The 12,609-nt window shown below is 34.9% G+C and carries 6 protein-coding genes; all 6 read right to left on the reverse strand.

The annotated features are described in order from the left end of the window. Position 1 precedes the first annotated feature (1 nt). Positions 2–2,185, reverse strand: a complete 2,184-nt coding sequence (locus tag AC1Q5Z_RS01830) for a M1 family metallopeptidase (protein ID WP_492443586.1) — start codon at positions 2,183–2,185, stop codon at positions 2–4. Positions 2,186–2,207: 22 nt separating this feature from the next. Further along, positions 2,208–5,303: a DUF5107 domain-containing protein gene (locus AC1Q5Z_RS01835; RefSeq protein WP_492443588.1), complete on the reverse strand. Its 3,096-nt coding sequence runs from the start codon at positions 5,301–5,303 to the stop codon at positions 2,208–2,210. Between the two features lie 133 nt (positions 5,304–5,436). Further along, positions 5,437–8,439, reverse strand: coding sequence for a glycoside hydrolase domain-containing protein (locus tag AC1Q5Z_RS01840; RefSeq protein ID WP_492443590.1), 3,003 nt, complete (start codon positions 8,437–8,439; stop codon positions 5,437–5,439). A gap of 37 nt (positions 8,440–8,476) precedes the next feature. Then, positions 8,477–9,478: a c-type cytochrome gene (locus AC1Q5Z_RS01845; RefSeq protein ID WP_492443592.1), complete on the reverse strand. Its 1,002-nt coding sequence runs from the start codon at positions 9,476–9,478 to the stop codon at positions 8,477–8,479. 113 nt (positions 9,479–9,591) lie between these two features. Next, the gene (locus AC1Q5Z_RS01850; protein ID WP_492443594.1) at positions 9,592–10,998 is read right to left on the reverse strand and encodes an aryl-sulfate sulfotransferase; all 1,407 of its coding nucleotides are present in this window, start codon (positions 10,996–10,998) and stop codon (positions 9,592–9,594) included. Between the two features lie 95 nt (positions 10,999–11,093). Further along, on the reverse strand, positions 11,094–12,605 hold the full coding sequence (locus AC1Q5Z_RS01855) for a RagB/SusD family nutrient uptake outer membrane protein (protein ID WP_343588569.1): 1,512 nt from the start codon (positions 12,603–12,605) through the stop codon (positions 11,094–11,096). Between the last annotated feature and the right edge of the window lie 4 nt (positions 12,606–12,609).

Below are 12,609 nucleotides of genomic sequence, written 5' to 3' on the forward strand. Positions count from 1 at the left end.
ATTATTTTTGACTACTAAATCTTTTCATTAATGGCGTTACATGTTTTTTGGTGTCGTCATCTAATGAACCTAATGCTTTATCTGATTCGGCTGGCGCATACTTTGTTAATCCTGCTAATCCAGCTGCAATTACGTTATATGATTGTTCTTTAATGCTTTCTTCCATTAAATTTTTATAAGAAGCATCGCCTGTAGAAGCTAATTTTACAATTGCATTTGCTCTGGCAATTGTTTTTTTATCATTTTTAGCAATATCAAGAAGTGTTTTTAAAACCTGATCTTTTGTTTGTTTTTCATTTAAATCAATTGCTTTGATACTCATTACTCGCAAATCTTCTTGAGGATCTTTTAAACCTTCCAGTAAAATAAGTTGTGATTCCTGACTTCTGTCTTTTGAAGCAAATTTTATAGCTTCAATTCGGTTATAATACGATGGCGCATTTTTATACTGAAAAAGATAATCAGCAGCCGTTTTTTTATCGACATTCACTTCTCCAACTAAGATTTTATCTGGATCTAAATCAATAAATTCAGGTTTTGAAGGAAGATCAAAACTGAAACTTTGTTGTCTTTTATCAATTAAAATATCCTTTCTAATTTTAGTTCCGTTTACGTAAAAATCAACTTTTAAAGGCAGTGTGAAGGTTTGCACCGAACTATCTTGAGATTGACTTATGGTAATGGTAACTTTTCCATTAGCGTATTTATAAGTCACATCCAGAATCGGGCTTCCGGCATTGTAATACCATTGATTAAAATAAGGCAACCAGTCTTTTCCAGTTACTTCTTCCATCGATAAACGGAGCTGATGCGGCTCGCCAGATTTATAAGCATTTGTGGTTAAATAATGATTTAGTCCTTTAAAAAAGGCTTCATCACCCATTTGATTTTTCATGGCATATAAAATGATAGAACCTTTAGAATAGCTGATATTATCAAACATATCGTCTGCGTTTCTGTAATGAAAACGCGCTAAAATAGGGCTGTCACCATTTTTTTGAGAACGTAAATAATTCTGCAATTTTTCATAACGAGATCTGTCTTCACCATCTTGTCCGGCATCGTGACCATGCCATAAAACTTCTCCAAAAGTGGCAAATGATTCGTTCATGGTTAAGTTTGACCAAGACTCAGCCGTTACGTAATCTCCAAACCATTGATGAAAAAGCTCATGAGCAATGGTACTTTCTTGATTGTCATCTAATAATTCTCGTTCTGTTTTTTGTACATATTCTCCGTGAACTGTTGCAGAAGTATTTTCCATCGCACCTCCAAAATAATCTTTCACCACAATTTGCGCATATTTTGCCCAAGGATATTCTACGCCAAGCATTTTTCCGTAAAAATTCATCATGTCTGGCGTTTTATAAAAAATCTGTTTGGCATAAGGCGCATATTTTGGCTCCAAATAATAGCTGACTTCTTTACCGTTATATGAATCTTTATAGATTTTAAAATCTCCAACGGCCATCATAAATAAATAAGGCGCATTTGGCTGTTCCATTTTCCAGATATCAGTTCTTGTCCCGTCTTTATTTACTTTTTGGGAGGTTAATTTACCGTTTGAAAGCGTTGTATATTTTGCCTCAACAGTCATCGCAATTTCAGAAGTTGTTTTCTGATTTGGTTTGTCGATTGTTGGGAACCAGCAAGAAGAAGCTTCCGTTTCGCCTTGCGTCCATATTTGTGTTGGTTTGTCACCTTTTCCGTCAGGATTAATAAAATACAATCCGTTTGAGTTGGTAATCGATTCGCCCGCTTTGCTTTTCAATTCTGCTGGTTTTGCGGTGTAATTGATGAAAATCGTGTACTTTTCTGTGCTTTTATATTTTCTGTTTAAAGCGATTGAAAGTTCTTCGTTATCGTATTTGTATTGCAACGGAATGCTTTTTTTGCCATCAATAATAGCGATTTCTTTAAAATCCATTCCTTTTGCATCCAATTTAAGCGAATCGGTTTCATAGAAATGAGGTTTTAAAGTAATCCATTCTTTTCCGTACAAATAACGTTTTCCATAATCGAATGAAACTTCCAATTTGGTATGAATTAAATCGTGTGTTTTTAAAGGAGTAGCGCGATAAATGGATAATTCATCAACCTTTTCTGCTTTGTTTTGTGCCTCAATTTTTGGACTCATCAAAACGACAAGACCCAAAAAAGTATATTTTAAAAAATGGTTTTTCATTTTTATTGTTTTTGAAAGTTCTTTACAATTTTTCGATAATTCTAACTTCACCGTCTTTTTCATCCTCACTCAAAATATTCGATGTTTTTTTGGTATAAGACAATAAAGTCCACTGCACTATTTTATTTGCTGGATATAAATCTGCTTGAGTTTTAATCCATTTTTCAGCCTCTTGTGACGAAGACGTTTTTTCTATCGCCCACGCCGAAACAAGGTTGTTTGCCGGAAGGAAGTTCATAACCGTATTATCTACAACAGGAAGGAAAGCGACGATTTTATCTAAAGATTTAGAAGCCATTTCTTTATTTCCAAGACTGTTATAACATTGATAATCTAGCCAGTTTTCTAGTCTTTCATCTATGTTTTCGTCATATGGTTTTCCAACGCCTAAATTCTCTGGAAACAGTTTGGCATCAGCAATAAATTGTAATGCTTTTTTGTATTGCTTGTTTTTGATTTCTGCTAAAGCCTGCATCAATTTAGCTTCATGATACAATTGTCTTCCTGCTGTTGCGCCTTCAAACGGAAGAATTTGCAATTTGGTTAAGAACGAATCGGCTTCGCGGTATTTTTTATTTAGCAATAAAGTTTTAGCGTAAAGCATTCCAATCAAATAATTGTCTTGATGTTTTTTATAGAAAGATTCAGCCGTTGTAAGCGCTTTGTCAAATTGTTTTTGAACGATGTAATGTTCGGTCAGCATTTTATGATATCTCCATCCTTGCGGATCCAATTTTATAGCTTGTTGAAGACTTGCCAATACTATTGAAGCATCGTCTTTGAATAAAGAAGCTTTTGCGCCATAAAAAGCAGGATCGATTGGTTTTGCACCGCATTCCGAAAACAATCTTTTAGCTTCTGAAATACTGTTACGATTCCATTCAATTAAACCTAAATGATATTTTAATTGGTATTGATCATTCGTTTTAATTAATGATTTTAAAATTTCAGCAGTTTCATTTCTAAAAGGAAAACTGGTTCCAGGTTTGATTTTGCTTATATCAACAGGTTTATTTTCTAAAAAGGCTTTCCAATAGATAATTTCAGCACTTGGTTCTGCAATAGAAAACACTTTTAAAGCTTCTTCTTTTCGGCTTATGTTGTTATACCAAATTCCTAACTCAAGAAAAGTTTGTTCTGGCATTTCGTTTTGAATGGCAGCAACAAAAGCATTTTTTGAATCGTTTGAATTGTTCAAAAGGTATTTTTCAAAATCAGCAAAATGATTCAGCGGATCCAGTTTTGTAATGGTTTTTAAAACCGAATTAGCTTTTTCAGTATTATTCTGAAGACGATATAAAACCGCTAAAACCTGTAAACCTTCTATGTTGTATTGATTGAATATCAAGCTTTTTTCAGCATATTCAATCGCTTTTGAAAGATCGTTTTCGGCCAAATAAATTTTGCTTAAAGCAGTATAAGCTGGACTGCGGAATTCAACGCTTGCAGCAGCAATATCAAAACCATCTTTTGCATCGATATTATTTCCTAAATGAAAGTTTGCCAAAGCATAAAAATAATTTCCAGCAGGATCGTAAGTATCTATTGATAAAGCTTTGCTTGCCGAATTTACAGCAGCTTTGTAATCTAATTTTCTGATTTGTAAAGAAGCCAATGCAGAAAGAGCAGGAGCGTAGTTAGCATCTAATTTTAAACAGGCATTTAATTTTTCTTCGGCAAGTACATAATCTTTAAAACTGATGTAATTTTTTCCCTGCTGATACAATCCGTAAACCGAATTATGATCAAAATCTTTAGGTATTTCTACAGGACGATTGATGTTTCCGTCTTCTGGAGCGGAATTCCAAACCAATTTATTGCCACCCAAAACAAATTTCAATTTATTAGAATCGACTTTTATCTGAATAGAATCTTTAAAAGTTTGCATGGTATTCAAAGCAATATCTTTAGAATACACTTTTTTATCGTTTTCAAAAACTTCAATTTTTTCATTTAATTTTTGAAGTGGAGAAAAATAGATTTTCAACCAGCCGTTTTCGTTTTTAATATTAACTGAACCATAATTATTCGCTTTTACAAAACCTTTCGTCTGCTTTACAGGAAACCAATATTCAGTCCAAGTATCGGTTTGATAAGGCGCAAATGAGCGCTGTTTGAAAGGTGTAAGATTACTGCCTTCGCTCGCTTGATTAAATAATCTACCGCTTTGCACTTCTACATATTGTCCGTCGGTATCGGTTAATAATTTTTCCCAAATCATTCCTTGCTGCGACATTCCCCAAATCCAGATTTTTTTGCCCGGTTTATCATCGTGATTGCCGTATCTTCCCATTCCGAAATCTTCGTCATGATAATATCCTCCAAAGAAATCATCATATTTCCCGAATACATGATACGATTTGTAACCGCCAAAATTGTTGTTTTTGTAGAAAGATAAATCTTTGCCGTTTTCTTTATCAATTGGCCACGAATTGTATTCTCCGTTATGACCAATATAGGTTTGCCCCGGATAAATAAACTGCAGATTTTCGGCCGCTTTTATTCCAGTATTCATCCAAGTATAATAGGGTTGCTCGAATTCGGTTGTGTTTGACCAGAATGAATTTGTAGTAAAATAAGCTTTATCTTTTGGAAGATTGATATCTAATTTCCAAGAAGTTCTCGTTAATAAATCTAAAACCCCAATCACACAGCTAATGCTTCCGTCTTCTCTGTTTATGATTTTATAATCGACAGGAGTAGCGCAGTTTGGCGTGTGTCCGATAATTCCGTAATTGCCTTCAACACCACCGCTTGTCCAAGGTCCGCGCATGGCAATGTCTCTAAATTTTACAACATGATTATTGTAAACAATATCTTTTCCTGTAGATTTTTCTATAGCAGACCAAACTTTTCCACCAATTTCTGGCAAAATCATCAGTTTGATATAATCGTTCTCAATTTCGATTACTTTCCATTCTTTCTGAATCGGTTTATCGGTAAAACCATCAAAACGGAAATACGGATAAAACTTGGTATCTGGTTTCGGAATCGGATCAGGATCTGAAAACGGATATGTGGTAAATACTTTTTTGTATTCTTTTATAGTGGGTTTGTTTTGTGCTGAGACAAAAAGGCTTCCAAGGAGTAAAAAGGATAGTAATGGTCTAAATTTCATGGTGGAGAGCTAGTTTTTGTGGTTGTTTTTTTGCCACAGATTACACAGATTAAAAGGATTTTTTTAATCTATATGTAATACAAATTAATCTGTGTTAATCTGTGTAATCTGTGGCATTAAATTTTAGTTGTATTTACTTCACAATCAATAACCATCCTTTTCCTTTAGGAACAGTTATTTCGTCTTTTGTTGTGAACGTTTTTGCAGGTTGGAAATTGGTAACTTCTGGAGCCGTAATAGTTGCTTTTGCAGGATTGATTCCTAGTTTTTTCCAGTCAATATTCAATTTCACATTTACATCAGCATCTGCCCAGCTTGCGATTGAAATTAAAGCTGTTCCGTTCTTTTTATAAACTGTTGCAAGAACTTTATCATTGTTTGTTTTTACAGGACAGTTTTCGCTCCAATATCCAATCATTTCAGAACCTTTGATTCCGAAAGAATCCCATACTTTCCAAATGTTTCTTGGGTCAGCGCCGTCGCTCCAAGGCAATCTGTTTGTCATTCCGTAAACCATTCCTCTCCACGGATTTCCTCCATCTTGAAGCATTTCTCCCATTAATCCAAACGGAATTCCGCTTACCTCAGTCAAGAAAAAGTCAGGCTGATTTTTTTGGTAATCAAAATATTCTCCAAACCATAATTTATTGATGTACGGGAAGTGCTCCATGTATAAGTTGGCACTGTTATTAAATCCGTCACTTTTGTTGTATTGATTAGCACTATGCAAATCGATAATTCCAGGATGTCCGTCTTTCGTCAAAACTCTTTTGATACGTTTCATGGTGATTCTGTCAAAAGCAACGTCATCTAGATAAATTCCGTCAATACCAACATTTTGAGTCAGCCAATTCATTCCTTCCACATAATAATTATGCCAACGGTTCATACCACTGTTTACGATTGCCGCATCTTTAATTTCAGGAACAAACCAAGCTGCGATATAATCGTCTCCAACATGTTCTTGCAACCAAGAGAATCCGCCACCTTTTCCTGGAGAATAGATTTCGTGACCTAAACTTCTAAGAGCGAAAGTCTCATAAGCTTTATTAGAAACCTCTCTAACCGTGTTGTAGATTTTTACTTTTAATCCTTTTTCGTGTGCTTCATCGATATACGTTTTCATCTTTTTGAATTCGATAAAAGGATAATTGATATACGGATTGATTGCATTTGCGTGGTGAATATTAATCACCGTTGCACCAGTTTTAGCAATAGAATCGATCGGGCTGTATTTGTGGTAAAACTTTGTATCCCATTGAAAATCTGTATTGATCGTATGGAAAGGTGTAATCAATAAGTTGAAGTTGTAATACAGAACATCGCCTTTTTTCATTGTTCTAGCACCGCTGTACGCATTTACTAGAACCGATTTTTGGTTTGGCGTAATGGTAATACCGCCCTTATTTTCGTTACCCCATGAAGTAGGAAGCAATAAAGGTTTTTGTAAATAGAAATTAGTATTTAAAGGGCGGCTATATTTTTCATCTCTCAAAGAAAACTGTAATCCAGAATTTACAGCACCAATCCAAGCGCCGTCTTGATTTTTATGCGCTACGTCCCATTTCCAATCGAAAGTTGCAGGACGATCTCCACCTTTTTGACCTAATCCCATCATGTATTTTGCAGATGTTGGCTGCATTGGCATTTGGAAATTAATGTCATTAAAGGCAACATCTTCAAGAGCTGTAACTTTCACGATATAATGTACGAAACCATCAAATTCAACAGAAGCATTTACATCCATTTGAACCGATTTTGAAGTAGAAGTACTTTCCCAAGAAACCGTTCCAGCTTCTTTTTTAGTGAATTTTACACCGTTGTTTTTCCATTGCACTTCTTTTCCTGATGCATCAATAAAATGAAAATCGATTGGCGAACTTAAAACATCATTTGCTTTTGTAGTTACAGAAGTCATTTCTGGAGTAAAGAAAGTCTGAATTTGCGCAGGAAATCCGTTTGGAGCTAAAATTAATTTTCTTCCTAATAAAGCAATTTCAGAATTGTTTACTGTTAATGGAGTATAAGGAGCAATAACCGTATTTTCTTGCGCTAAAGTTGAATTTAACCATTTTAGGCGAGTCATTTTTTCTGGACTGTCAATGCCTCCGTTTTTCGTTACTTGGTTAGAAACCGTAATTTGAAGATTGATTTCTTTTGATTTTCCATCAGCAATTACAGTTGCTTTTCCGTTGTAAGTTCCAGCAGCAGCTGTTTGCGGAACATCGATACCGCACCACATTGCCTGAATTTTTCCTTTTGAAACAGAAACAGTATTGGTGAAAGGATTACCGTCATATTTCGTTCCGTCAGTGTTGATACAGCTGATATCTTTCGCTTCGATTGTTGCACCAGTTGTACTAACTAAATTGGTAAAAGTTACTTTTATGTTTTTTAAATCTTCAAGAGCATAAACGCCTAATTGAAAAGCTAAATATTCACCTTTCATTGCCGTATCAGAAAAGCTGTTTTGAACGTCTTTCTGAATCCATCTTTGTGGCAAATCCGATTTTAATTTGATAGAATGTTCTCTGTCTTCTGGGAAAACTAAAAATGAATTTCCGCTGTTTTTTGCCACAAGAGCTGAAGTTTCGGCAGCTGTAGCAATTACTTCCATTGGGTAAAAACTATTGAAAGCATTCACGCTCTGAATTTCTGTTACAGCCGCATTGTCTTTTAAGTTTGCTTTTACATTAGAAAGCCATTTTGCATCGGCTTTGTCTTCAGGTTTCTGATAAATTCCTTTTGGATAATTTGCAGTTCCTTCGTCAACATAAGGCATATAATACACATAATATGTTCCTTTTCCAGAAATGGGTTCAAAGAAAATAGTTCCGTTTTCTCTATTGATATTTTCGGTTTTTATGTTTTGAATATCTTTTCCAGACGCATCCTGAACGATAATCTTTTTAAGTTCTGGATTAGTGTCTCTTCTTCTCCATTCGATAGTTGTTTTAGCAACATTTCCTGAACCAGAAAAAGCAACTACAGCACGGTGATTTCCTAATTGATTCGGATTCCAGCTGTCATTTCCGTCTGAATATTTAATTTGTGCAGTTAGAGGAATACTGATCGTGATAAAACACATTATCAATATTCTGCTTAAAAGCGTTGTGTTGTTTAGGTTTAGTTTCATTGTATTGTATAATCAGGTTAAATAGTATATTTTGAGTTTAGTAAACTGCTTTCCATCCTTGTTTTTTCCAGTAAGCAATAATAGGTTTATAAGGGCCGTATTTATGCTGTTCTTCAGTAAAATTATCATTAAACGGACTGTGTGCATAATCAATCGGTTTGCCCATTTTGTCTGGATAATCCAATGTTTTTGGGTTTGGTCTTGTATGTACAGAATCGTCGTTTACATAAGCCGCAATGTCAAGTGCTTCTTTGTCTGTAAGATACGGTTTTCCTAGTTGAACTTTATCATAAGGCATATTGCTTTTTAGCCATTGTGCCTGTTTGATTACGCGATGCATGCTTGAACCAGGCTGATAACCGTATTGTCCCCAAAGTGGAGGGTAGGTGTAACCCGATTTGTCTGCATTGTAAACTCCCTCGCCATTGTTTCCGTGGCATCTTGCGCAGTTTTCAGCAAATAAAACTTTTCCTCTTTCTGGGCTTGCGGCAACATCTGGAAATTCGATTTCTAAATTTTTAGCTCCTTTAAAATTACCATCTTTTGGAACAAATTTGCTAATCCATTTAAAGTACGATAAAAACGCCACCATTTCTTTGCTGTCCAACGGAAGCGGTTTTCCAGAATGCGGACGCATAATGCAGTTATTAACTCTTTCTGCTAAAGTAAGTACTTTGTTTTCGCGTCCGCGATATTGTGGATAATTGTCATGCGAAGACATTAAATTGAATGCATGAGGTTTTGTTCCTGCATCTTGATGACAGTTCGTGCAGTTCATTTTATTGCCTAAATATTGTCCGTTTTTTCCGTTTGGACCAATATAATAAGCGGTTTTCATCATTAATTCTCTTCCATAACGAACCGATTCTCCAAATTGATCGTTTGGAATTTTAGAAGTATCAATTGTAATATAGCCTTCTTCATCTTCTTTTTCTTCAGTTGTTTTTGAAGCTAAAGTTTGAGAATTTGATTTGGTGCAGGAATCGAAAACAGCGATTGACAATGCTGAAAAAAGTCCGATAAGAAATGTTTTTTTCATGGGTACTATTTTTAATCTTATTTCTTTTCCTGCAAGGTTTTGCAAACCTTGTAGGTATTCGTTTTGTATTTAAACCTGCAAGTTTTTCAAAATCTTGCAGGAGAGTCATTTTTCTAATTTTGAAGAAAAGGTTTTAGTTTTTCTTCAGGAATAAAGATCGTTCTGTATGGCGGAATTTCAGATTCTAATGCCCAAATAAGTATTCCTTTTTTATTGGTCAAAACGGTAATATGTCTTTTAGAACAACAAACCAAAAAGAGGCCTTTATTGATCATGTAAGCGCTTCCCATTCGGTCATTGTAAATATCTTTTGGCAATTTGATATGAAAATCAAGTTTTACATCATTGTTTTTTTCGTCTACTTTTAGGGCAAAAACAGAAGATTGTTTGATGTCGACTCCATTATCAAAAAACAATAAACTTCCTTCTTGATCGATATGTGCGGCATGTGCCTGAGAGAAATTGGCATCTGGAGCCATTTTCATAGTGCCGCCTTTTCCTAATTTCCAGATTACTTTTCCAGTTTTAGAGTTGATTTTCCAAATCTGACCATTGTTGTAGAAAGAAATTAAAAAGTTTCCATCTGTATCGTAGTTCAAACTGTTGGCGTGTGTCCAATCCTTTTTGGTTTTTAGTAAATCTTTATCTTTAAACGGATCTAAATCATCAAAAACACTCCATTTCCACAGCTGTTTTCCTTTTTTATTTAAGATTACAATTCCGTCTCCATTAATCGTATCTTGTTTTTTCCCTCCAATAGAAGTCAAATCGATTATTTTTTGCTCAACAGTTAAAGCGACAATTTCGTCAGCCGATTTTTTTATGATTTCGTGATGAAGAACCTGCTTCGAATCGCCCTGTCCTTTTTTGATGTGGGTTAAAGTATCGCCTTGAAGATTTATTTCAAGGATTTCGCTTCCATAACTTGTTGGTTCGTCATTTGTACCCAAAATAGAAAGAATCGTTTGGTCTTTTGTAAAGTGAGTAACTTTAAATCCAGTTCCTTCAATAGTATGATACCATGTTAAGTTTCCTTTGTAATCAACAATATAAGCTGTTCCTGGAGTTTCTCTTTTCGCTAAAAGCATAAAGCCTTTTTTGAAATTTTCAGGCAATAATTCTGGTTTCGGACAATTGGCTTTAAATTGTTTCTGTAGCCATTCTGGAAGTTTTCTAGATTTGAAAGTATAAACTTTACTAGTTTGTTTATTTCCGTCTTGAACTGTAATTAATTGAAAACTATAATCGGTTTCTGGAATTATATTGCAAAGTACCAAGGAATGTTTTAAACCAGTATTTGAAATAGGAGAGGTTATTTTATTTTCAATTCCTTTTTTGTCAGACCAATATTCTGCATATACCTGAGCTTGGTCATTCGTAGTAACATCGATCTGAATTTTCAATTCGTTGTTGCTATGAGTGCCAATATTGATATTGGAGATAATTTGGCTTTTAGAACAGCTTGCCAGTGCAAGGAGAACTAAAATAAAACTTCCTTTTAATATTAATTTTTTGATCATTTGAAAAGCTTCTTTTGTGAAACAGAAAAATACTTTTTTATATAAAAAAAACAAGAACAGACAGACTGTTTTACTGTCTGTTCCTGATTATTTTTTTATTGTCTGTCGGCGTTGCTTAAATTTGGATTAAGGTCAACCTGACTTTGCGGATAAGTGTAATATTTGTTTTGCGGCATTTTGATTAAAGCTGCTTCACCAACTCTAAGATGGTATGCATTTACCAGAACATCATATTTGTTCATTCTGATCAAATCGGCGCGACGTTTTCCTTCGTAGAAAAGTTCCCATCCTCTCTCTTGTAAAATAGCATCTCTCAAACTAGTTTGCGTAAGAGCCGATAAAACCAAAAGTTTTGCATGCGATCTTCCTTTTACTTGATTAATTAGATCTATCGCTTCTTGAGTTGGACCGCTTATTTCGTTTAAGGCTTCAGCTCGGCTTAATAAAACATCAGCATAACGAAGGATATTTACACTATGGCCATCGTAATATGTTGTAGTTTCATCATCGGCATATTTTCTAGTAGAAACGTCTGGCATATAAAATTCGCCAGCTGGTGGCTGAGCTCCTAATGAAGGGGCTTGTTTGTGAAGCAACCCGTCTGTCCCTTCAAATTCAGGGAAGAAACATTGTTTTCTTTCATCTTCATCACCAAAAGTGTTATAGAAATCCCAGTTTACAGTATAATACTGCCATCTGTTTTGAACTACAGGGTGATCAACAGGACCAAAGTGGTTTAATAATTCTGTTCCGTTTGTATTAGCATCACTTAAAGAAGAGAAGATATTTTCGCTACACCATTTGTTACTTTCTTTAAACAAACCTAAGTAAGAAGGATAAAGATGATATTCGTTTAGATCCATTACCTGCTTAGTAAGTGTAACTACTTTTTGCCAATCGTGATTGCGTAAGTATAATTTTGCTAGTAAAGTAAGTGCAGCACCTTTTGTAGCGCGGCCAACATCATTACTGCCATAAATGGCATTTTCTTTATAGTTTACAGGCAAAATAGCAGCGATTTCTGTAAGGTCTTTAATAATGAAAGCATCAATTTCTTCTACAGATGATGGAGGTGTCTGCGCTAAATAACTTGGATTTGCTATGTTTTCTTCGGTCATTAAAACAACAGGTCCCCAAGAGTCAGTCAAATCCATATAAGCAGATGCTCTTAAAAATTTTGCCTCAGAAATAAACTGTGCTTTTTCAATATCTGATACAGAAGACATCTTTCCGATGTAATAAATAGCATTGTTAGCATTGGAAATTAATTTATACATCGCATTCCAATCTTCTAAAAGTAAGCCATTTGCAGAATTCCATGTTCCTAAAGACAATTGGCCAGGATCTCCTCCAAATTGGCAATGTCCTAAATCTGTCGCAATATCAGTTAATGCGAAGTGTCTTGTAGCCCAATACGAAAAGTTATCACCCACAGATGGTCCTTTTAGTCTGCCGTAAATAGAATTAACTGCGGCAATAGCATCTGATTTGGTTTGATATCCATTAGTAGTCGTCAAACTGCTATATACTGTAGGATCAAGATCCTCATTGCAGGAATATTGAAGTCCAGCAGCAAGTAAAAGCAATAAAATTGTATATTTTTTCATTTTG

It is taken from the genome of Flavobacterium sp. GW823-FHT06G12, from assembly GCF_058794775.1.